Genomic DNA, 22,287 nt, shown 5'->3' on the forward strand with positions numbered 1-22,287 from the left:
GCGCGATCGGCCCACCTTGTGGAACGGCGGTCCTGGACTCGCGCAGGCGACCTGCTCTGGTGGCAGGCCGTACTACAGGTTACGTGGGGTGCCCCGGTGCGTTACCACCGGGGTCCCCCAAGTTGTTCACTTGCTCTGGTCGGAGGCGTGCACCGGCGGACCCGCCGGCCGCGACGCCGCCCGGCGCGGACGGCGCCGGGTGGAGCGCACGGCCGGTTCGGGCACGCTGACCTCGGGCTCGGCGACCGGCTCCACGGCCGCCGTGACCGGCTCCTCCGCCGGTTCCGGGGCCGCGGACCGCTCGACCTCGGGCGCCTCGTCCTGCGGCACCGGCACCTCGTCGGCCTCGGTGGTCACCGGGGTGCCGGCGACCTCCACCGCGGGCTCGGCGGGCGGTTCGGCCGTGACCGGCGTCTCGTCCGCCTCCGTGGTCGCCGGGACGTCCGCGACCTCCCGGGCGGGCCCGGTGCCGTTCAGCGCGCCGTGGTCGTGCTCCTTCGCGGCCTTGGAGGCGTTCGCCATCGCCGCCACGGCCGACGCGATCGACTCGCGCTGCTCCGGCGTCGGGACGGCGTGGACCTCGGCCTTGGCGGCTTCGGCCTGCTCCTTGGCGGCCTCCTCGCCCTTGCCGCGGCCCCGCGACCGGCGGGAGCTCTTCTCCCCGCCGCCACCGCCGTTGCCGCCGCCGTTGCCGTTCCCGCCGTGGGACTGCGCCGAGCCGCCGCTGGTGCGCTGCACCTCGGTCGAGACGAGCACGCCACGGCCCTTGCAGTGCTCGCACGGCGTCGAGAACGCCTCCAGCAGGCCGGTGCCGATCTTCTTGCGGGTCATCTGCACCAGGCCGAGCGAGGTGACCTCGGCGACCTGGTGGCGCGTGCGGTCGCGGCCGAGACACTCGGTGAGGCGGCGCAACACCAGCTCGCGGTTGGACTCGAGCACCATGTCGATGAAGTCGATCACGATGATGCCGCCGATGTCCCGCAGCCGGAGCTGGCGGACGATCTCCTCCGCCGACTCCAGGTTGTTGCGGGTCACCGTCTCCTCGAGGTTGCCACCCGAACCGGTGAACTTGCCGGTGTTGACGTCGATGACCGTCATCGCCTCGGTGCGGTCGATGACCAGGTAACCGCCGCTCGGCAGCCAGACCTTGCGGTCGAGGGCCTTGGTGATCTGCTCGTCGATCCGGTGGTCGGCGAACGCGCTGCCGGTGCCGGTGTAGCGCTTGAGCCGCTCGGTGAGCTCCGGCGCGACGTGGCTGACGTAGCCGTTGATCGTCTCCCAGGACCGGTTGCCCTGGATCTCCAGCTTGGTGAAGTCCTCGGTGAAGAGGTCACGCACGACCTTGACCAGCAGGTCGGGCTCTTCGTAGAGCATGGTCGGCGCGCCGCCCTTCTTGCCGGAACCGGCGGCGGCCTTCTCCTTGATGACGTCCCACTGCGCCTTGAGGCGGTCGACGTCGCGGCCCAGCTCCTCCTCGCCGATGCCCTCGGAGGCGGTGCGGATGATGACACCCGCGTCCTCCGGGACGATCCGCTTGAGGATGTCCTTCAGGCGGCGGCGCTCGTTTTCCGGCAGCTTGCGGGAGATGCCGGTGGCGCCGCCCGCGGGGACGTACACCAGGAAGCGGCCGGGCAGCGAGATCTGCGTGGTCAGCCGGGCGCCCTTGTGCCCGACCGGGTCCTTCGTGACCTGGACCAGCACGGAGTCGCCGGTGGACAGCGCCTGCTCGATCTTGCGGGCCTTGCCCTCCAGGCCGGCGGCGTCCCAGTCGACCTCGCCGGCGTAGAGCACGGCGTTGCGGCCGCGGCCGATGTCGATGAACGCGGCCTCCATGCTCGGCAGCACGTTCTGGACGCGGCCGAGGTAGACGTTGCCGACGATCGAGCCGGAGCCCGACTGCGTGACGAAGTGCTCGACGAGGACGCCGTCCTCCAGCACCGCGATCTGGGTGGAGTCGCCGTGCTCGGCGACGACCATCGTGCGCTCGACCGACTCGCGCCGGGCCAGGAACTCGGCCTCGGACAGGATCGGGGCGCGGCGGCGGCCCGCCTCGCGGCCGTCACGGCGGCGCTGGCGCTTGGCTTCCAGCCGGGTCGACCCGCGGACGCTGCGCACCTCGTCGCGCGCCGGGCGCTCGGGCTGCTCGGCCTTCGCCTGCCGCACGTGCGTGACGGTGTTGGGCGGGTCGTCGGTGCTCTCGGCCTCGTCGCCGTCCGAGCCCTTGCGGCGACGACGGCGGCGGCGACGGCGGCTGCCGCCTTCACCCTCGTCGGCGTCGCTTTCGGACTCCGAAGACTCAGTGGTCTCAGCGGCGTCCTCGGCCTCTTCGGTGTCCGTTTCGGGCTTTTCGTCGGGCTTTTCGTCGCCGTTGCGGCCGCGGCGGCGCGGCTGCTCCTCGGCCTGGTCGTCCTCGGTTTCGGCGGTCTCGTCGCCACCCTCGGCGCCCTTGCCCCGGCCACGGCCTCGACGACCGCGGCGGCGGCGACGGCGGCTGCCGGCGTCCTCGCCGTCTTCGTCGGCGCCGGAGTCGAGGCCCGGCGTGGTGTCCTCGGCCTCTTCCTCGGCGACCTCGGGCTCGGGGCGCGACGGCGGCTCCGCGAACGGGTCGGCCGGCTTGCGGGCCGGCTTGGCCGCGGGTTCGGCGGGCTCCGGCGGCAGGAAGACCGGCGACGGCGCGGCGAACACCGGCAGGTGCGCACGGGTCTTCTGGCGCGGCCGCGGCTTCTCGGCCTCGGCGACCGGCACCTCGGGCACCGGCGGGCGGGTCTCCGCGGGCGGCTGGGCCGCCGGCGGTTCCGGCTCGGTCGTCATGTCTTCGGTCTCACCGGGCGCGAAGGCCTCGGCCACCTTGAGCGCCACTTCCCTGGTCACGCTCGACTGCGCGCTGCGCACGCTTTCGCCCAGCTCGGCGAGCTTCGCGAGGACGTCCCGGCTGTGCGACTCGAGCAGCTTGGCCAGCGCGTGCACCCGGATCCGGGCGGGCAGGTCGGCCAGCGGGCCGCCCGTGGGTGTGGCGGGATTCCCGCCGGTGTGCTCGGCGGGTGTTTCCGCGTTCGACATGTGTCTCCTCCGCCCCCGGGCGCGTCTGCCGGTTCGCACCGGCAGGGACGCGGCCGCGCAGGGGCCCCTTTCTGATCGTTGCCGCCGTGGTGGTCACCAGCGGCGGGAATCCTTGCCCGACAACCGGGCGCCGCACCACCGCTTCCGGTGGGGCGCAACCCGGCCAAAGGTCTGCTCGGCGGCGTGCAGAAGGCACTCGCGGCCCCCGGGCCGCCCGCCACGTCGTCCAGCCGCCCGGTTCGCGGGCAGCGACGCGCGTCGCGGGAGTCCATGCACATCACCGGGCCACAACGCCGCAGGCAGCACCTCTCACGTGCGCCCCGCGGCCCAGCGGCCACCCCGAGTATCCCACACCGGGTGACCACTCCGGTGTACTCGGTACCTCCCGCAGGCACCCGGGCGCGCCGTACGGTCCCCACCCGCCCCACGGCCGGGGGAACTTCGCCGCAGCGCTTGTCCACCGGGCACGGGGTGGCTACCGTGCGGCTCGGGGTGGCCGGGATCTCGCGCGCCGGCACCCGCGGTTCCTGCATCCGGTGGGAGGTCCGGTGTCCCTGCTGGCGCGGCCGCTGCGGGCGGCCGTGTGCACCGTCCTGGTGCTTTCGGGATGCGTCACCGCCGGTCCGGCGGCGGCAGGCGAACCCGGCTGCGCCCACGGGCGGGCCCTCCGCTACGTCGTCACCTTCGACCGCGGCACCACCGAGGCCGCCGCCCGTGCGGAGATCGAGGACGCCTGCGGGGCCGCCACTGTCTACTACCCGCAGATCGCCGTCGCGGTCGCCACCTCCGGCGACCCGGGTTTCGGCGGGCGGATCGGGCTCGACCGGGCGTTCAGCGCGCAGGCCGAGCGGCTGGCCGCGCAGCGCGTCACCGACGTCAAGCCGCAGCCCGCGCGGGCGACGCTGCCCGCGACCGATCCCGCGAAGGTGCCGTCCGCGGACCTGAGCGGGCAGCAGTGGGACATGCGGATGATCGGTGCCGGCGACGGCTCGGCCGGCCGCCGCGACGTCGTCGTCGGCGTGCTCGACTCCGGGATCGACCCGAACCACCCGGATCTGTCCGGCGCCCTGGACCGGAGCGACTCCGCCGGCTGCCTGACCGGCGCCCCCGACCGGTCGCCGTCGGCGTGGGCGCCGACGACGTCGGTGCACGGCACGCACGTGGCGGGCATCATCGCGGCGGCCGACGACGGGCGCGGGGTGACAGGTGTGGCGCCCGGGGTGCGAGTGGCATCGGTGAAGGTGATCGACGACCGCGGCTACGCCGACCCCGAAGCCGCGGTGTGCGGGCTGATGTGGGCGGCCGCCCGGCACATGCGGGTGACGAACAGCAGCTACTTCGTCAACCCGTGGACGCTGTCGTGCATCCGCGGCAGCGACCGCGGCGTGGTGCACGAGGTGCTGGCCCGCGCGGTCGAGTACAGCACGTCGGCGGGGACGTTGAACGTCGCGGCGGCGACCAACGAGGCCGTCGACCTCACGCCGTCGGCGCGTTCGGGCTCCGGCGGGGCGGGCACCGGCTGCGAAGCCCTGCCGGCCGGGCTGCGGGACGTCGTCGCGGTGTCGGCCGTCGGCGCCGACCGGGTGAAGGCGGGGTACAGCTCGTACGGCCTGGGCGTGATCGACATCACGGCGCCCGGCGGGGAGACGGGCGAGTGCGTGCTGTCGACGGTGCCGGGCGGGTACGCGCCGCTGTGCGGGACGTCGATGGCGGCGCCGCACGTGACCGGGGTGCTGGCACTGCTGGCGTCCGCGTCGGAGAAGGCCGGCCCGCGCCAGCTGCGGCGGACGCTCGAGGCGCGGGCGACGCCGATGCCGTGCCCGGCCGACTACGACCTGACCGGCGACGGGCTGCAGGACGCGTACTGCGCGGGGTACGAGGGGTACAACGGGTTCTACGGGCACGGGATGGTGGCCATGCCGGCACCCGCCGCGGTGCCGGGCGGGCAGCCCGACCAGGCTCGCTGAACCCGGCGGCCCGGGCGGGAAGCCGGATCTCGCGTGATCCGGGGCGGGACTCGCGTGATTGGGGGCGGATCTCGCGTGATCGGGGGCGGATCTCGCGTGACTGGGCGGGCATCTCGCGTGATTGGGCGGGCATCTCGCGTGATTGGGCGGGCATCACCTCATGTGAGCAGGAGTTTGGCGATTCGGCGGGTTGAGGCCCACAGGCCCACCGCGCCCAGCAGGACCAGGTACGCCAGGTTGATCAGCATGCTGCCGGACAGCAGGCCCGTCGCCAGGCCGCGCATCAGCTCGATCGCGTGGTAGAGCGGGAGGCAGCGGACCACCCACTGCAGCGGCTCCGGGTACACCGACAGCGGGTAGAACGTCGTCGCGAAGAGGAACATCGGGGTCAGGCCCAGCTGGATGTAGTCGAACTGGGCGGTCGAACGCAGGAACGTCACCAGCGCCATGCCGATCGCCGAGAACGCCAGGCCCACCAGCAGCGCCGCCGGGACCATCAGCAGGGCCCACCACGACGCCAGCAGTCCCATCGCCGCCGCGATCGCGAGGAACGCCACCGCGTAGATGCCGCCGCGGGTGATCGCCCAGCCGATCTCGCCCAGTGCCACGTCGAGCGGGCCGATCGGGGTCGCCAGCATCGCGTCGTACAGCTTCGCGTAGCGCAGCTTGAAGAACAGGTTGTACGTCGATTCGAAGACGGCGCCGTTCATCGCCGACGTCGCCAGCAGCGCCGGCGCGACGAACGCGACATAGCTCATCGGGTGCCCGTCCGGGCCCGCCACCTCGGTGACCAGCTTGCCGAACCCCAGCTGGAACGCCAGCAGGTAGAGGAACGGCTCGACCGCGCCGGAGAGGAAGATCAGCAGGTTTCCGCGGTACACCATCGCCGAGCGCTCGACGAGCATGCGGGCGCGGCCCGCGTACAGCGCCGGCGGGAGGATGCGCAGGAGCAGCCCGGCGCGGGTTTCGACAGTCGCCATTCAGACCACCAGCCTTCGGTAGAAGGCCCGGTGCGCGAGCACCCACCCGGCCGCGAACAACGCCGCCAGCACGGCGAGGTGACCGAGCATCGCCCAGCCGCCGACGCCGCCGATGCTCACGCCGCGGGCCAGCTCCGTGCCGTGCCACAGCGGCGAGAGCCAGGCCAGCCAGCGGATCGCGACCGGCAGCTGGGAGATCGGGAAGAATGTGCCGGAGAACAACGTCATCGGCATCACGACGAACCGGAAGATCAAGCCGAAGCGCTGCCCCTCGTCGTGGGTCCGGGCCGCCAGCGCGGCCATCGGCGTGGTGCAGGCGAGCCCGGTGACGGTGCCGGCCAGGATCACCAGCAGGACACCCGGCCCGGTCCAGGCGCCGAAGAACAGCGCGACGAACGCGTAGATCGCGCCCGCCAGCGTCAGCCGCAGGGCCGACCAGATGAGGTGGCCGCCGAACACCTGGCCCGGTGACACCGGCGTGGCCGTGACGGCCAAGTAGTCCTTCTGCCACTTGAACCCGGACAGGACGGGGTAGCTCGACTCGCCGACGGCCTGCTGCGCGGCACCGGCGGCCAGCAGCGCGGGCGCGATGTACTGCAGGTAGGACAGGCCGCCGGTGACCGCGCCGGGCTGCACCTGCGAGCCGAAGCCGAGCCCCATCGCGGCGAGGAAGAGCACCGGCTGGAGGCCGGTGGAGTACAAAGTGGACAGCCAGTGCCTGCGGTACCAGGTCCAGTGCCCTTCGACGCGCAGCCACGCGCCCTGCCACTTGCCGACCACCCGGCCGGTGGAGATCGCCGCCATCAGTCGACCAGCGTCCGGCCGGTGAGCCGGAGGAACACGTCCTCCAGCGAACTCCGCCGCACCAGGCTCGACAACGGCCGCACGCCGCGGGAATGGGCGCGCTCCAGGGTGTCCTCGCCGTTGTCGCTGTACAGCAGCACCCGGTCCGGCAGCACCTCCACGCGCTCCGCCAGGCCTTCCACCTGCTGGGCCGCCGACACCTGCTCTCCCGACACGAACCGCAGCTCGACCACCTCGCGCGTCGAATACCGCCGGATCAGGTCGGCCGGCGAGCCCTCCGCCGCGATGCGCCCGTGGTCCATGACCACCAGCCTGTCGCACAGCTGCTCGGCTTCGTCCATGTAGTGCGTGGTGACGATCAGCGTCGTGCCCTGGGCCTTGAGCCGGAACAGCCGGTCCCACAGCAGGTGGCGAGCCTGCGGGTCGAGGCCCGTCGTCGGCTCGTCGAGCAGCAGCAGCTCCGGGTCGTTGACCAGCGAGCGGGCGATCGTCAGCCGCCGCTTCATGCCGCCGGACAGCGGGTCGACCTTGTCGTCGGCCCGGTCGCCCAGCTGCGCGAACTCCAGCAGCTCCTCGGCCTTCCGCCGCGCCGCCGCGCGGGAGAGGCCGAAGTAGCGGCCGTAGATCAGCAGGTTCTCCCGGACCGTCAGCTCGACGTCCAGGTTGTCCTGCTGCGGCACCACGCCCAGCCGCGCGCGGATCCGCGGCCCGGCGGCCTCCGGGTCCAGCCCCAGCACACGGAGGTCGCCGTCGGTGCGGGGCGACACGCACGCGATCATCCGCATGGTCGACGACTTGCCCGCGCCGTTCGGACCGAGGAAGCCGAACGCCTCCCCGCGCCGCACCTCGACGTCGATCCCGCGCACCGCTTCGAACTCGTCGAAGCGCTTCACGAGTGCTTTGGCCTGCACCAGTGCCGGTTCCCGGTCCTCCGAATCGTCCACGCTTCGCACCCTAGGACCCACCACCGACAAAAACCGAACGGATTAGCCGCGGACCGTCACCACCAGCGTCCGCGAAACGCCGTTGACCAGCACGGACAGCCGCGCGACACCCGGCCGCAACGCCGTCAGCACGCCCGCAGCCGGGTCGAACGAAACGACTCCCCGGCCGACCGTCCAGTCCGCGCTCACCGGGTACGCCACCGGCACGTCCCGCGATCCCTGCCGCACGGAGGCCCGCACCTCCGCGCGCTCACCGGGCGCCATCGACGACGGCCCGGTCAGCGACAGCGAGTCGACGTTCGGCCGCGTCTCGAACCGCACCGGCTGGGCGCGGTCGGCCGGGTCCAGCCGCAGCAGCGTCCAGCCGGCGAACCCGCCGTCGCCGGGCGCGGCCGCGGGTGCCTTGCCCGAGTTGCCGTTGACCAGGTACGGCACCCCGTCGACCCGCGACAGCGAGAACACGCCGGCGTGCGACGTCACCGCGGCCGCGGGCTTGCCGGACGCCTGCTCGAACCCGGTGAGCCACCGGGTCAGCAGCGTGGCTTCCTTCCGGTCGCCGAGCTGAGAGTTCCCGGCCGGGCTCGGGTCCTGCACCGGGTGGTGCATGGCGACGACGACCCCGCGGATCGACCGGTCGGCCACCGCGGAGTCCAACGCCGACCGCAGCATCCGGATCTGGTCGAACCCGCCGGCCCGCAGCGAGCCGCGGGAGGAGTCCAGCAGCACCAGCCGGATGCCGTGGACGTCGGCGACCCGGTGCGTCACCCCGAAGGCGGCCTGGAAGTTCGCGAGGCCGTTGCCGCCTTCGGCCTCGTGGTTGCCCGGCACGTAGTACCAGGGCACCTTGCCGTCGAGCTCGTCGCCGATCACCTGCCGGGCCAATACGAAGTCGGGCGCCGTGCCGCGGTCGACGAAGTCGCCGTTGAGCAGCACCAGGTCCGGTTTCGCCGCGACGGCCTCACGCAGCGCCCGCCGCGCCTGGGCGACCAGCGGCCCCGCCGGGTCGTCCGCGGTGAACTGGGCGTCGCTGACCACCGCGACCCGCAGGCCACCGGCCAGGACGCCGTCGGTGACCAGCGCCGGGTCGCGCGGGGCGGGGTCGGCGGGCACGGCCGTCGTCGGCGCCACCTCGAAGGTCAGGTCGTCGAAGACCAGCCGGCCCTCGTACTGCTGGTCCGGCACGTTTTCGACGGCGTAGAAGCGCGCCAGGCGCTGTCCCGAAGGCAGCCCGGCCGGGAGCACGGCGGTGACGTACCGCCAGCCCGTCCAGTCCACGCTCAGCGAAAGGTCCACAATGGACGCCACGTTCGCCGCGTCGCGCAGTTCCGCCCGCAGCCACGCGCCCTTGCCGTCGCCGTCGACCCACAGCCCGATCTTCTGCGTCCCCGGCGGAACCGGAAGCGGCGACGACGGCGTCACGTACGCCGCGCGCGTCGCGGTGGTGCCGGTCAGCCGGTAGTCCAGCGCGAGCCCGGCGCCGCCGGCGCGGCCGGGCGCCGCCGACAGCGCCGCGCCGACGACCGCCGGGAACACCGTGGCCGACCAGCCCGCCGGACCGTCCAACGGGGACGCCACCTGCGCGACCGTGCCGGCCGACACGGCCAGGTGCGTCGTCAGGCCGGCCGCCGACGCGGTGATCGCCGACGCGCCGGAGGACGTCAGCGCGGTCACCGCGTAGCCGTCACCGGAGGGCTCGACCCGCACGACGGAGTGGTCGTAGCCGAGCTTGACGTCGTCAGGCTCGAGCCAGGTGCCGTAGCCGTCGGCGTCGTAGCCGTAGACCTTGAAGGTGCTTCGCGCGCCCGCACCCGACAGCGCGACCTGCTCGGTGCTCGTGCCGAGCCGGACCGGCTTGCCCAGCACCGCGAGCGCCGTCTTCCCGGACGCCCGGCCGGAGCGCGCGACGACGTCGACGCCACCCGTGCCGTGGCCGGTGACGACGCCGCGGGTCACGGTCGCCCGCCGCGGATCCGACGTGCTCCAGCGCGGTTCGGCGGCCACCGCGGCGCCGGTCTCGTCGTGGCCGTCGGCGACGAGGTGCCGGGTCAGGCCGGACAGCACGCGGTCGGCGCCGTCCGCCGCCACGGCCGGCGCCGGCGCGAACCCGGTGAGCTTGCCGCTGCCCGGCACGGTCGTGAAGCCGATCCCGTTGGGCACCAGGCGTTCCCCGCCGTCGGACGGCGAGTTCCGGACGCTCGGCGCGGCTTCGCCTTCGTTGCGCGCCAGCAGCGTCGACGAACCACCGCCGTCGAGGTTGAGGGCGTCGTCGGCGCCGAGGCTCTTCAGGTGGCGCGCGAGTTCCAGCTCGGTCATCCCGCGGCTGTCGGCCTGCCGCCCGTCCACGGTGGCCAGCCACAGCTTCCGGCCGTCGGCGGAGAAGCCGACCGCGGTCCGCGGGTGCAGGGCGACGTCGTCGACCGGCTGCACGACGCCGTCGCGGAGGAGGACTTTGTTGCCGCCCACGGCCACCGCGATCTTCCCGGCGTCCGAGCGCGGCGCGTAGGTGACGCCGACCGGGTCGCCCGGCCGCAGCGCGGCGAGCGTGTCCGCGCCGGCTTCGCGGGCCAGCAGCACCGTCGTCCCCGCCGGGATCGGGCCGTCCGCCGGCTGCGCGCGCACGGCGGTGACCACGCCGTCGCGCAGCTCGACCTCACGCACCCGGGCCGCGCCGGCCACCGACGCCTGACGGCTCGAAGCACCCCACAACGGCGTGTAGACGCCGATCGCGTCCACGCCCAGGACCGGGCTGTTGAAGTTGGTCGCCTTCGCGACGCCGCCGGGCAGCGTCACACCGGCTTCCAGGAAAACCGAGGCCAGCGCGGCCTTTCCCGCAGCGGTGATCGACGCGGTGAGGTTGTGCCCGGCGGCGGGCGCGGTCTGCAGCTGCCCGCGGTCGATGCCGACGCCGATCGGCGCGCCGGTGGCGTTGATGTCGAAGAAGTCGCCGTTGACGCCGGCCACCGCGCCCGCTCGCGCGACCTGCTGCGACAGCGGCGTGCGCGCGGAGACCGTGCCGGGGCTCAGGTACGTCGGCTTCAGGACCTTGCTGCCGAGGTCGACGGCGAGGGTGTCGCCGCGGAGCCAGCCTGCGGCGTCGAACCGGTCGAACTGGGTGAGGCTCAGGCCGGGCGCGACCTCGGTGGTGGCGCTGCCGGTGACGAGCCCGTCGTCGGGTTCGGCGGCCGCGAAGGGCCCTTCGTGCGCCGACGAGGCGGCGGGCGCGGCCTCGACCGGCGGCGTGCCGAGCGGCGCTTCGAGGCGATCGGCGGGGACGACGAAAGCCGTCGCGAACAGGGCGACGAACGGCAGCGCGACGCGTGACTTCTTCACCGGGTACCCCAGTATCGAGTGAGAGTGAGCCGGACCCAGCACAGCGCAGCGGCACGGCCGGGGGAAGACTTCCCGGTGAACGCCGCCTGAATGGTCTAGAACACCCTCACGGAGTCAGCGGGGCGGCGAGGAGCGCTTCCGCGGCGTCGCCGGTGGCACGCGGGTCCGGCCCGGTGCGCTTCCACAGGCGCAGCAGGAGATCGCGGGCGGGAGCTTCGACGGTCGAGCCACCCGGAGCGGCCGGCCCCAGCGCGGGCGGCTCGCCGGGGTGCACGGTCCAGACGTCGCCGGTGTCGGTGGCGCGCAGGGTGACGGGCCCGGGCAGCCGCGGCACGGCGTGCCAGCGCGTCACGCGCGGCATGAGGACGCCGAGCACCTCGTCGACGCCGTCCGCGGCCACGGCCGGGTCGAGCACGTGGCCGCTCCCCGAGTCGGCCAGGTGGACGGCGGTCTCGTGGACCTGACGGCGGTACCAGAACGACTTCGTCTTCTCCGTGCCGCCGAAGTGCCAGCACGGGTCCGCGGGGTCGGCGGTTTCCAGCTCATCGAGCAGGAGCCGCGCGCTTTCGGCGTACCACGACACGAGGTCGCGACCCGCTCCGACGGCGAAGTCCTGCGGGTGCACCTCGCCGGTGCGGACGATCGTCGCGGCCCAGCGGTGCACGTTGCCCAGGTGCGTCGCGAGGTCGGTGACGGTCCAGCCGGCGCAGTCGGGCACCGCCGCGGCCGGGTCGGCCGTGCGCAGCGCCTCGGTGAACGCGCCGGTCAGCTCGGCCAGCACCGGGACGTACTCGCGGGCGTCGAAGGGCATCTTCGTCATGGAGTCTCCTGGGCTGCCGGGACCACGCGCGGGCGCGGCCCCGGCAGGGCATCACAGGTCGGGGAACCAGAGCTTCAGCTCGCGCTCGGCCGACTCCGGCGAGTCCGAGCCGTGGACGAGGTTGTACTGGGTCTCCAGCGCGAAGTCGCCGCGGATGGTGCCCGGCGTGGCCTTCTCGACCGGGTCGGTGCCGCCGGCGAGCTGCCGGAACGCGGCGATGGCGCGCGGGCCCTCGACGGCGAGCGCGACCAGCGGGCCCGAGGTGATGAACTCCAGCAGGTCGCCGAAGAACGGACGCTCCTTGTGCTCGGCGTAGTGCTCCTCGGCCAGCGCCTGCGGAACGGTCCGCAGCTCGAGTGCGGCGAGCTTGAGGCCCTTGCGCTCGATCCGCGAGATGACTTCGCCGACGAGGCCGCGCGCGACGCCATCGGGCTTGACCAGGACCAGCGTGCGTTCAGTCACGGCGGTTTTGCTCCTTGGTGCGGTGGGTTTCGGTGCGCGTGAGCGTAGCCGACCCTGCTCAGCGGCCCTGCGGGTGCAGTGTCTTCGACCACAGGGACGCCCCGGTGGCGTCGCGCAGGTCGACCGTGAGGTCGCCGCTCGCGCCGTCGACGTTCAGCTCGCCGAAGTGCTGGAACCCGTCGATCGGGGCGGTGTTCGCCGACGGCGGGGCGTGCACGAACACCGCTTGCGGGCCGAACGTCGGGTCCAGGGTGTTGGGCCCGAACGCGCCGGCGTTCAGCGGGCCGGACACGAACTCCCAGAAGGGGTCGAAGTCCTGGAAGGCCGCACGATCGGGCGAATAGTGGTGCGCCGCGGTGTAGTGGACGTCCGCGGTCAGCCAGACGACGTTGCGGACCCGCCGGCGCTGGATTTCCCGCAGCACCCACGCCAGTTCCGTCTCGCGGCCGCCGGGGGCGCCCGGCAGGTTGTTCGCCACGGCTTCGATGTTGGCGCCGTCCGGGACGACCAGGCCGAGCGGCATGTCGGCCTGGACGATCTTCCAGGTCGCCGTGCTGCGGCCGAGCGCGTCGGCGAGCCAGCGGGCCTGCGCGTCGCCGAGGATGTAGCCCGGCTTCGTCTGATCCGCCGTGTTGGCGTCGCGGTAGGTCCGCATGTCGAGGACGAAGATCTCGACGCGGGAGCCGTAGGTGAAGCTGCGGTAGACGCGGCCGTCGACGGCCCGGCGCGAGTCGATCGGGTGCCACTCGTGGAACGCCTGGTACGCCCGTGGCGCGAGGACGTCGACGCGCTTCTCGGTGTAGGCCGGGTTGTCGATGATCTTGCCCGGGTACCAGTTGTTCAGGACCTCGTGGTCGTCCCACTGGACGTACGCCGGCACCTGCGCGGCGAAGCGCTTGAAGTGGTCGTCGAGGCGGTTGTAGGCGTGCTGGCCGCGGAACTCGTCCAGCGTCTCGGCGACCTTCGCCTTCTCGGGCGTGACGACGTTGCGCCAGGTCCGGCCACCGGGGAGGGCGACGGTCTCGGTCAGCGGGCCGTCGGAGTAGACCGTGTCGCCGCTGTGCAGGAACAGGTCCGGGCAGCGGGCGGCCATCGCGGAGAAGATCGTCATCCCGCCCAGGTCCGGGTTGATCCCCCAGTTCTGGCCGACGACGTCGCCCGACCACACGATCCGCGCGTCGCGGCGGCCCACCGGCGCGGTGGCGAACCGGCCCGTCAGCGGCTCGCTCGTGGCACGCCCGTCGAGGGCTTCGGCGGTGACGCGGTAGTGGTACTCGGTGCCGGGCGCCAGGGCGGGGACGCGCACCCGGCCGGTGCCACCGCTGTCCGGGCCCACGAGCGGGCCGGGCACGCGGCGGGCGTGCCGGAACGACGGGTCCCGCGCGATCTCGACGACCAGGCGCGCCGGCCGGTCCGCGCGCGACCAGACGATCGCCGAGCCCGGCGTGACGTCGCCGGACTGGACGCCGTGGGTGAGCACCGGCCGGTCGCGGCGGACGAGCGGGACGGCGGCGAAGGCCGTGGACGGCAGCGCGAGGCCGGCGGCGACGGCGGAAGCGCCGGTGAGGCCGGCCTTGATGAGCGTGCGGCGGGAGTGTTCGGTCATGCGCGGTTTCTATCCCGCCGCGGCCAACGGCGGCTTGCGCGCGGGTGAACGAATATTGGGGTTTTCCCCCATACCCGGCCGTGATCGCCGTCGGTAGCTTGGTGATCAGGACAAGGGGGTACGAATGACGCACATCCGGAAGGCGCTGGCCGTTTTCGCGGCGGCACTCTCGGTCACCACACTCTGTACCGGCGTCGCGACGGCCGGGGAAGACAGCGCGAAAGCCGTGCTGCGCTACACCGAACACGGCATCCCGCACATCGTCGCCAAGGACTACGCGGGCCTCGGCTACGGATACGGCTACGCTTCGGCGACCGACAACGTCTGCGAGCTCGCGAAGATCTACGTCACGGTGAGCGCGCAGCGGTCGCGGTACTTCGGGCCGGACGGCGAGGGTTACCCGTCGCTGTCCGAGGCGAAGAACAACCTGCACAGCGACCTGTTCTTCCAGCAGATCAACGACTCCGGCGTGGTCGACGGGCTGGTCGCGCAGCCCGCTCCACAGGGGCCGCGGCCCGAGGTCCGGCAGATCGTTTCGGGCTACGTCAAGGGGTTCAACGCCTATCTGGCCCGCACCGGCCGGTCCGGGATCACCGATCCCGCCTGCCGCGGCGCGGACTGGGTCCGGCCGATCAGCGAGCAGGACTTCTACCGGCACTACTACTCCATCGCCGTCACCGGCGGCCTGGGCTTCGTCACCGAAGGGTTGTTCGCGGCGCCGCCGTCCGGTGCGCCGTCGCCGGCCCCGGGCACGCCCGCGCAGCTGTCCGCGAGCCTGCGCGACGGGCTCGGCAAGGGCGGGCTCGGCAGCAACGGCATCGCCGTCGGCGCGGACGGGACGGCGGCGGGCCGCGGCAGCGTGCTGCTCGGCAACCCGCACTACCCGTGGCACGACGGACGGCGGTTCTGGCAGAGCCAGCTGACCATTCCCGGCCGGGTCGACGTGGCCGGGGCGAGCCTGCTCGGCATGCCGTTCGTGATGATCGGGCACACCGCGGACGCGGCGTGGACGCACACGGTGTCCACCCCGGTCACGTTCGGCCTGTTCGAAGTGCCGCTGGCGCCCGGTGACCCGACGACGTACGTGGTCGACGGCAAGCCCGAGAAGATGACGTCCCGCGAAGTGACGGTCCAGGTGCGCCAGGCCGACGGCTCGCTCAAGCCGGCGCGGCAGACGTTCTGGTCCACGAGGTACGGCCCGGTGCTGAACGACGTCGGCGGGTTCCCGGTGCCGTGGACGGCGAAGTCGGCGTACGCGCTGCGAGACGCCAACGCGACGAACATGCGCGGGCTGAACACGTGGTTCGAACTGGATCAGGCTCGCAGCACGGCCGACGTCGTCCGCGCGCTGAAGAGCACGCAGGGCGTGCCGTGGGTGAACACGATCGCCACCGACCGGGCGGGCAACGCGCTCTACGCCGACATCCAGGTCGTCCCGCACGTCACCGACTCGCAGGCGGCGGCGTGCAGCACGCCGGCCGGGCAGCAGACGCTCGCCGCCGACGGACTGGCCATTTTGGACGGTTCACGGTCGTCGTGCCAGTGGGGCTCGGACCCGGACGCGCTGGAGCCGGGGATCTTCGGGCCGTCCCGGCTGCCGCAGCAGCAGCGCCGGGATTACGAGCTGAACGCGAACGACAGCGCCTGGCTCTCGAACGCGCGGGCACCGCTCACCGGGTTCCCGCGGATCGTCAGCGATCAGGACTCGGAGCGTTCTCCCCGCACCCGGGAAGCGCTGCTCGCGGCCGAGGCGAGCAAGTTCACGACGGACTCGATGAAGAAGCTGCTCTTCGCCGACCACAGCCTGTTCGCCGACCTGGCGGCGGCTGACCTGGCGAAGCTGTGCGCGTCGTTCCCGGGCGGGCAGGCCCCGTCGTCGTCCGGCCCGGTCCCGGTCGGCCCGGCGTGTGACGCCCTCGCGAGCTGGGACCACCGGTACACGCTCGACAGCCGTGGTTCCCTGCTGTTCCAACGGTTCGCCGCGCGGCTCGGCAATGTCGACCGGTTCACGGTGCCGTTCGACCCGAAGGCACCGCTGACCACGCCGAACACGCTCAACGCCGGCGACGCGGGCGTGCAGAAGGCGTTCGGCGACGCACTGGTCGAGCTGCGCGCGGCGGGTCTGCCACCGGACGCCCGGCTGCGCGACGGCCAAGCGGTGACCCGCAACGGCGAGCGCATCCCGATCCACGGCGCCCAGGGTTTCCTCGGGGTGCTGAACGTGATGACGCCGGTGTGGGACCCGGCCCGCGGCAACGCCGAGGTGGCGCACGGGTCGAGTTTCGTCCAGGTGGTGGGGTTCAGCGGCCGTGGGTGCCCGGATTCGTCGACGTTGCTGACGTATTCGCAGTCGGCCAACCCGGCGTCGCCGTACTTCAGTGACCAGACGAAGCTCTACAGCCGCGGCGAGTGGGTGAAGGGCCGGTTCTGCGAGGCCGACATCCTGCGCTCGCCCGCGCTGCGGATCGTCGTGCTGCGGTGAGCGTGGGGCGGTGCCCGGGGGGACGCGCGCCCCCCCCCCCCCCCCCCCGCCCCGCCCGGGGGGGGGGTGGGGGGGGGGGGGGGGGGGGGGGGGGGGTGGGGGGCCCCCCCCCCCCCCCCCCCCCCGCCCCCGTGTCACGGCTGGGGTTGCTGGCTCGCCAACGTCCCCGCGGCCATCCGCCGGGCGACGTCCCGGCGCAGCCACAGCAGCCACAGCCACACCGCCAGGAAGATCACGCCCACCACCGCGATCGCCGGCAGCCAGAACACCAGGGCGATGAGCACCACCTGCAACACCAGGATCAGCGGCACCGCCCACGCGCGCTTGACGAACCCGCACGTCACGATCAGCAGCACGGCCACGGCGATGACCGTCCAGCCGGTTCCCGTCGAGATCCCGCCGCCGAGCTTGTTCACCACCGGGAGGGCCAGGGCGACCGTGATCGCCTCCATGATCAGCGTTCCGGACATCACGCCGCGGAAGCCCTTCATCGGGTCCTTCGGCTTCTGCGTGGTCACGCCGGCTCCTTCCCGAACAGCGTGCGCGCCTCGCCCGCCGTCACCACCGAGCCCGTGACCAGCACGCCGCCGCCCGCCAGGGGCTCGTCCGGGTCGTCGTTGGTCTCCACCAGCGCGATCGCCGTCTCGATGGCCGTTTCCAGGTCGGTCTCCGCGACGACGCGGTCCTCGCCGAACACCGAGATCGCCAGCTCGTTCAGTTCTTCCAGGGGCATCGACCGGGGCGAGGCATTGCGCGTCACGACGATGTCCGACACCACCGGCTCCAGCGCGTCGAGGATGCCGTGGGCGTCTTTCTCGGCCATCACCCCGACCACCGCGACCAGGCGGCGGAAGGCGAACTCCTCGGACACGGTCGTCGCGAGGGCGCGGGCGCCGTGTGGGTTGTGCGCCGCGTCGAGCAGCACCGTCGGGGCCGAGCGGACGCGCTCGAGCCGGCCCGGGGTCTCGACCTCGGCGAACGCCTCGCGCACCGCCTCGACGACCAGCTGCTTGTCCTTGCCCGCGCCGAAGAACGCCTCGACCGCGGCCAGCGCCAGCGCGGCGTTCGCGGCCTGGTGGGCGCCGTGCAGCGGGAGGAAGATGTCGTCGTACACCCCGCCGAGGCCCTGCAGCTTCAGCAGCTGCCCGCCGACGGCGATCTCCTTTTCGAGCACGCCGAACTCGCTGCCCGCGCGGGCCACCGCGGCGTCGACCTCGACCGCGCGTTCCAGCAGCACCTTCAGCACCTCGGGGTCCTGCTCGCCGATCACCGCGACCGAACCCGGCTTGATGATGCCCGCCTTCTCGCGCGCCGCGCTCACCGCGTCCGGCCCCAGATATTCGACGTGGTCGAGGCCGATCGGCGTGATCACGGCGACGTCGGCGTCCGCGACGTTCGTGGCGTCCCAGGCGCCGCCCAGGCCCGCTTCGAGCACCGCGGCCTCCACCGGGGCGTCGGCGAACGCGGCGAACGCCATCCCGGTGAGGATCTCGAACTTGCTCATCTCCACGCCGTCCGCCGAAGCACCGTCCACCATGGACACGTACGGCGCGATGTCGTTCCACAGCTCGGCGTAGCGCGCGGCGGAGATCGGCCGGCCGTCGAGCGCGATCCGCTCGGTGACCAGCTGCAGGTGCGGGCTGGTGTAGCGGCCGACACGCAGGCCCATCCGGGTCAGCAGGGCGTCGATCATCCGGGCCGTGGAGCCCTTGCCGTTCGTGCCGGCCACGTGCAGCACCGGGTAGCCGCGGTTCGGCTCGCCCAGCAGCTGCGTCAGCGCCGAGATGCGGGTGAGCGACGGCTCGATCTTCGTCTCCGGCCAGCGCTGGTTCAGCTCGGCCTCGACGGCCATCAGCTCGCGCCGCGCCTCGGGGCCGTCCGGGTCGCCGTAGGCCGGCTGCTCGCCCTGATCGTCGAGCTCGTGCAGCTCGGCGTCCTCGGGCACGGTCAGGTCGGGCACCGGGCCGGTGGCGAGGTTGTCGCCCAGCTGGCCGACGCCGCCGATGCCGCCGCGCGCGCCACCGCCCGCCTCGAACGCGGTGTCGCGGACGTCCAGTTCCGGGTCGTGGTCGTCGGACTCCTCGTACCCCGACGTCCCCAGCTCGTCGACGCCCGCGAAGCTGTCCAGATCCGACAGGTCCGGCTTGCGACCTGTCTCATCCTGCGGCACTGAATCTCCTCCGGCCTGGGGTTTCGCGCTTGCGTTCCGAGTCTACGTGCGTGCTTGGTGGCACTCTCGACGCATGCCGTTCAACCACAACGACCACTATCACCCGCTGCTGCTGGACCTGCTGCCGCCCGGGCCGGGGCTGGCGCTGGACGTCGGGTGCGGCACCGGCCGGTTCGCCCGTCGGCTGGCCGCGACCGGCATGGCGGTGGAGGCGATCGACGTCTCGGCGGCAATGGTCGAAGCGGCCGCCGGCCTGGGGTCGCCCGGGCCCGGCAAGATCGTCTACCGGCAGGCCGACGTCACCACCGACGCCCTGCCCGAGGCGCACTACGACTACATCTCGTGCCTGGCGTCGCTGCACCACATGCCGTTCGAGACGGTCGCCAAGCTGCGCCGGGCGCTCGTGCCGGGCGGGGTGCTGGTGGTGCTCGGCCTGGCGAAACCGAGCACGCCCGCGGACTGGGCGCGCGCGGTGGCGGCGGTGCCGGTCAACGCACTGGCGCGCCTGATCGTCTACGCCGGCGAGCGGCTGAACGGCGGCCCCGAAGAGGGCCCGAAGGCCCCGGTGGTCGACGACTACCCGACGCTGGCCGAGCTGCGCCGCGAGTCGGCCCGGCTGTTGCCCGGCAGCACGGTCCGGCCGTTGCTCTTCTGGCGCACCTTGATCACTTACCGTGAACACGGCCACGGTGACCCGACTGGCGGGTGAAGTCCGGCCCCGACCCGTCCGGTGCTCGCTAGATGTGGGGGCAGCGTCCACCGGAACAGAACAGGGGTCTTCATGCGCACCACCCGGCTGCTCGTCGCCGTCTTCTCGGCAGCCATCCTGCTCACCACCACCGCGGCCGCCGCGTCGGCGGCGGGAATCCACCACTACGTCGCCCTCGGTGACTCCTTCACTTCGGGGCCGTTCATCCCGGCGCAGCGGCTCGATCCGCTCGGCTGCGGACGGTCGACGGCGAACTACCCGTCGGTCGTGGCGGCGGCGCTGAAGCCCGGCAACTTCAGCGACGTCAGCTGCGCCGGCGCCGACACGGGCGCGATGACCCGGCCGCAGAAGGTGCCGTTCAACGGCACGAACGGCCCGCAGCTGGATGCCCTGCGGATCGACACCGACCTGGTCACGCTCGGCGTCGGCGGCAACGACTACGGCGTGTTCAGCACCCTGACCGCGACGTGCCCGGGGCTGCGGGCGACCGACCCGACCGGCAACCCGTGCGAGAAGCACTTCACGACCAACGGCGTCGACACGATCGGGACGGCCATCACCTCCATCCAGCCGCGGATCGAAGGCGTGCTGGCCACGATCCACCAGCGCTCGCCCGGCGCGCGGGTGCTCGTCGTGGGCTACCCGCGGATCGCGCCGGACAGCGGCTACTGCCCGGACGTCCTGCCGTTCGCCGACGGCGACTACGCCTGGCTCAACAGCGTCGAAAAAGACCTGAACCAGGCCCTCGAAGACGCCGCGGCGAACGGGGACGCCGAGTACGTCGACACCTACGGCCCGTCCCGCGGCCACGACGCCTGCGCGCGCGGCGGCTCGGCGTGGATCAACGGCAAGGACCAGGACGTCTTCGCCGCGGCCGCGTACCACCCGCTGAAGGCGGGGATGGCCGGCGTGGCGGCCGTGGTGCTCAAGGCGCTGCGCTGACGAAGCCCAGCACGAGCTGGGCGAACTCGTCCGGCAGCTCGGCCGGGCACCGTGCCCCGCGTCGATCTCGGCGGCGCGCGCGTCCGGGATCGCGGCGACCAGCGCACGCTGCTGGTCCGCCGTGACGATCCGGTCGTGCGCGCTGCCGAGCACCAGCACCGGCGCGGTGATCCGGCCGAGCACGGGCCGCGGGTCGACGGCGCGGTCGGTCGCGATCTGGCGGTCCGCGCCGGGCCGGATCACCGTTTCCAGGGTCTTGACGAGCTGTTAGTTGCTCTCCGTGGTCGCCTGCTCCCAATAGCGTGGGCCGAGGGCCATCAGCGGGAGCATCCGGGCGAAGGTCCCGGTTTCGAGCAGGTCGAGCCAGGAGCGGAACTCGGCGTCCTGCCGGACGTCCGTCACGGGCCACGCGGCGTGCAGGACAGCTTTTCCGACGCGGTCCGGGCGCGTGCCGGCGAAGTGGGCCGCCACCACCCCGCCGAGCGAGTGCCCGACGACGTGGGCGGTGGCGAAGCCTGCGTGGTCCAGGACGGCTTCGGCCTGGGCGGCGAGGCCTTCGACGGTGATCGGGCCGCCGCCGTCGGTGGTCAGGCCCGAGCCGGGGAAGTCGGGCGCCAGGACGGTGAAGCCGTTCGCCTGCGCGGTCAGCGGTTCCCACTGTTCGCGGGAGGCGGCGGTGCCGTGCAGCAGGAGCAGGGCGGGGCCGTCGCCGGTCCGGTCGTAGTGGACGACGGCGTCTCCGCACGTCACTTCCGGCATGGTCGTCTCCTCAGTCGATCTCGCGGAGCGCGGCGGTGCACGCGCGCGGGTTTTCCTGGTGCGGCAGTCCCGGCTACTGGCCGAGCACCGGCATGCTCGACCGGGTCCTCGACCTGCGCAAACAGCTTGTCGACGACCGGGCGGGCACGGTCGACCGCGACGACCCGCGCGACCAGGTCGGGCCGGGCGAGGGCCAGTTCGGTGGCGAAGAGGCCGCCGATACTCGACCCGACGACGGTGGGTTTCACTTCGAACTGGTGGATCACCTGCACGAGGTCGGCGGTGATCTGGGCGATGGTGTTGCCGTCGGCGGGGGTGGTCGGAGCGGCCGCACCCGCGCCAGTCGAGCGTGACGACGCGGTGGTCGCGCACGAGATCGGGCAGGCACGACGCCCAGACGCGGCCGCTGGTCCCCCAGCCGTGCAGGAGCAGCAGGGCCGGGGTTCCTGGCCCGCTTCCGGACTCGACTTCACTCCACTGTGGAGGGACGAGGTCCTGGTGGCGCTGCCCGGGTCACATCCACTGGCCGCTTGCCGGGAGGCGGGCTTCGAGCCGGTGCTGGGCAAGGAGTTCACGACGGCGCAGGACACGTCGGGAACCCTGGGGTTCGGCCGTCCACACTGGACGGTGTGCTACCGGGTGCACGCGAACCTGCTGCCGGTGCCGGGCGTGGTGTTCCGGCCGTTGACGGATCCGGCACCTCGGATGCAGACGTACCTGGCCACGCCGGCCGATCGGCGGGTGACGGCCGAGGTGGTGGCCTTGATCGAAGCCGCGCGAGCCACCGAAGCCGGCTGAGCAGCGGAGTCCGTGAAATCCGTAACAGAAGCCTGCCCGCAGACGACCTTCACCGCAACCAGTGAGTCACCGCAGGCGAGGTGGAGACGACTCAATGCCCGAAACTTTCGAGATGGACCGCGTGGACCGCATCGCCGACATCCTTTACGGCGTCGCGTCCGCGCAAGACGGATTGATCGAATACGCACCGCTCGGCAAACGCGTCGGCGTGCAGCCGAACCACCTCGGCTATTTCCTGGAACGGGTGTCCACCCGAGCCACCCGACGCGCCGAGCCGCTGTGGAGCGCGCTCGTCGTGTCGAAGGACAGCCGCCGGCCGAGCGAAGGCTTCTACCTGCTGGCCCGGCGGCTCCGCACCGAGTACGCGGACGTCGATGACCGGACATTGTGGCTCGAGGAACGGCAGCGCTGCTACGACACCGCTCGCTCCACCTGACCGTATGACAAAGCCCGG

The 22,287-nt window shown here is 72.9% G+C and carries 18 protein-coding genes and 1 pseudogene; 7 read left to right on the top strand and 12 right to left on the bottom strand.

The window, feature by feature from the left end; genetic code table 11:
• Positions 1 to 126: 126 nt before the first annotated feature.
• A complete protein-coding gene (locus I4Q55_RS31975) occupies positions 127 to 3,060 on the bottom strand; it encodes a translation initiation factor IF-2 N-terminal domain-containing protein (protein WP_206793071.1) in 2,934 nt (977 codons plus the stop codon).
• A 548-nt stretch (positions 3,061 to 3,608) separates the two neighbouring features.
• Between I4Q55_RS31975 and I4Q55_RS31980 the strand changes: the two genes are divergently transcribed.
• Positions 3,609 to 5,027: a S8 family serine peptidase gene (locus I4Q55_RS31980; RefSeq protein WP_206793073.1), complete on the top strand. Its 1,419-nt coding sequence runs from the start codon at positions 3,609 to 3,611 to the stop codon at positions 5,025 to 5,027.
• A gap of 158 nt (positions 5,028 to 5,185) precedes the next feature.
• Here the strand turns inward: I4Q55_RS31980 and I4Q55_RS31985 are convergent, their stop codons facing one another.
• From I4Q55_RS31985 to I4Q55_RS32015, 7 genes are all read right to left on the bottom strand, one after another.
• On the bottom strand, positions 5,186 to 6,007 hold the full coding sequence (locus I4Q55_RS31985; RefSeq protein ID WP_206793075.1) for an ABC transporter permease: 822 nt from the start codon (positions 6,005 to 6,007) through the stop codon (positions 5,186 to 5,188).
• On the bottom strand, positions 6,008 to 6,811 hold the full coding sequence (locus I4Q55_RS31990) for an ABC transporter permease (RefSeq protein WP_206793077.1): 804 nt from the start codon (positions 6,809 to 6,811) through the stop codon (positions 6,008 to 6,010).
• Positions 6,811 to 7,755, bottom strand: a complete 945-nt coding sequence (locus tag I4Q55_RS31995) for an ABC transporter ATP-binding protein (protein ID WP_206793079.1) — start codon at positions 7,753 to 7,755, stop codon at positions 6,811 to 6,813. Before I4Q55_RS31995 ends, I4Q55_RS31990 begins: the two co-directional genes overlap by 1 nt.
• Positions 7,756 to 7,797: 42 nt before the next feature.
• The gene (locus I4Q55_RS32000; protein ID WP_374194504.1) at positions 7,798 to 11,085 is read right to left on the bottom strand and encodes a phosphodiester glycosidase family protein; all 3,288 of its coding nucleotides are present in this window, start codon (positions 11,083 to 11,085) and stop codon (positions 7,798 to 7,800) included.
• Positions 11,086 to 11,191: 106 nt separating this feature from the next.
• Positions 11,192 to 11,905: a maleylpyruvate isomerase family mycothiol-dependent enzyme gene (locus tag I4Q55_RS32005; RefSeq protein WP_206793081.1), complete on the bottom strand. Its 714-nt coding sequence runs from the start codon at positions 11,903 to 11,905 to the stop codon at positions 11,192 to 11,194.
• A gap of 51 nt (positions 11,906 to 11,956) precedes the next feature.
• Complete coding sequence (gene ndk / locus I4Q55_RS32010) at positions 11,957 to 12,367, bottom strand: nucleoside-diphosphate kinase (protein WP_206793083.1); 411 nt, start codon at positions 12,365 to 12,367, stop codon at positions 11,957 to 11,959.
• A gap of 58 nt (positions 12,368 to 12,425) precedes the next feature.
• Positions 12,426 to 13,973: an alkaline phosphatase gene (locus I4Q55_RS32015; RefSeq protein ID WP_206793085.1), complete on the bottom strand. Its 1,548-nt coding sequence runs from the start codon at positions 13,971 to 13,973 to the stop codon at positions 12,426 to 12,428.
• A gap of 124 nt (positions 13,974 to 14,097) precedes the next feature.
• Between I4Q55_RS32015 and I4Q55_RS32020 the strand changes: the two genes are divergently transcribed.
• Positions 14,098 to 16,455: a penicillin acylase family protein gene (locus tag I4Q55_RS32020; RefSeq protein WP_206793087.1), complete on the top strand. Its 2,358-nt coding sequence runs from the start codon at positions 14,098 to 14,100 to the stop codon at positions 16,453 to 16,455.
• Positions 16,456 to 16,589: 134 nt separating this feature from the next.
• On the opposite strand, the gene I4Q55_RS32025 is transcribed toward I4Q55_RS32020, so the two are convergent.
• Positions 16,590 to 16,946, bottom strand: coding sequence for a DUF4233 domain-containing protein (locus I4Q55_RS32025; protein WP_206793149.1), 357 nt, complete (start codon positions 16,944 to 16,946; stop codon positions 16,590 to 16,592).
• 23 nt (positions 16,947 to 16,969) lie between these two features.
• Positions 16,970 to 18,625: a folylpolyglutamate synthase/dihydrofolate synthase family protein gene (locus I4Q55_RS32030; RefSeq protein ID WP_206793089.1), complete on the bottom strand. Its 1,656-nt coding sequence runs from the start codon at positions 18,623 to 18,625 to the stop codon at positions 16,970 to 16,972.
• 73 nt (positions 18,626 to 18,698) lie between these two features.
• Here I4Q55_RS32030 and I4Q55_RS32035 point away from each other — a divergent pair, with 73 nt between their 5' ends.
• Together I4Q55_RS32035 and I4Q55_RS32040 are read left to right on the top strand one after the other, a co-directional pair.
• A complete protein-coding gene (locus tag I4Q55_RS32035; RefSeq protein WP_206793091.1) occupies positions 18,699 to 19,334 on the top strand; it encodes a bifunctional 2-polyprenyl-6-hydroxyphenol methylase/3-demethylubiquinol 3-O-methyltransferase UbiG in 636 nt (211 codons plus the stop codon).
• A gap of 72 nt (positions 19,335 to 19,406) precedes the next feature.
• The gene (locus I4Q55_RS32040) at positions 19,407 to 20,276 is read left to right on the top strand and encodes an SGNH/GDSL hydrolase family protein (RefSeq protein ID WP_206793093.1); all 870 of its coding nucleotides are present in this window, start codon (positions 19,407 to 19,409) and stop codon (positions 20,274 to 20,276) included.
• Between the two features lie 267 nt (positions 20,277 to 20,543).
• Here the strand turns inward: I4Q55_RS32040 and I4Q55_RS49570 are convergent, their stop codons facing one another.
• Positions 20,544 to 21,035, bottom strand: coding sequence for an alpha/beta fold hydrolase (locus I4Q55_RS49570; RefSeq protein WP_242547135.1), 492 nt, complete (start codon positions 21,033 to 21,035; stop codon positions 20,544 to 20,546).
• A gap of 92 nt (positions 21,036 to 21,127) precedes the next feature.
• On the opposite strand from I4Q55_RS49570, the gene I4Q55_RS49575 reads away from it, so the two are divergent.
• Entirely contained in the window at positions 21,128 to 21,388 is a 261-nt protein-coding gene (locus I4Q55_RS49575; protein WP_242547136.1) for a hypothetical protein, read from the top strand.
• Between the two features lie 10 nt (positions 21,389 to 21,398).
• Here the strand turns inward: I4Q55_RS49575 and I4Q55_RS50705 are convergent.
• Positions 21,399 to 21,470: pseudogene (locus tag I4Q55_RS50705) on the bottom strand (hypothetical protein); the annotation flags it as partial.
• Between I4Q55_RS50705 and I4Q55_RS32055 the strand changes: the two are divergent.
• Together I4Q55_RS32055 and I4Q55_RS32060 are read left to right on the top strand one after the other, a co-directional pair.
• A complete protein-coding gene (locus tag I4Q55_RS32055; protein WP_242547137.1) occupies positions 21,456 to 21,833 on the top strand; it encodes a hypothetical protein in 378 nt (125 codons plus the stop codon). The pseudogene I4Q55_RS50705 and the gene I4Q55_RS32055 overlap by 15 nt on opposite strands.
• A gap of 112 nt (positions 21,834 to 21,945) precedes the next feature.
• On the top strand, positions 21,946 to 22,269 hold the full coding sequence (locus I4Q55_RS32060) for a hypothetical protein (RefSeq protein WP_206793095.1): 324 nt from the start codon (positions 21,946 to 21,948) through the stop codon (positions 22,267 to 22,269).
• Positions 22,270 to 22,287: the final 18 nt, after the last annotated feature.

Origin of the sequence: Amycolatopsis sp. MtRt-6, assembly GCF_017308975.1 — a bacterium.
In the GTDB taxonomy this organism is placed as follows: Bacteria; Actinomycetota; Actinomycetes; order Mycobacteriales; family Pseudonocardiaceae; genus Amycolatopsis.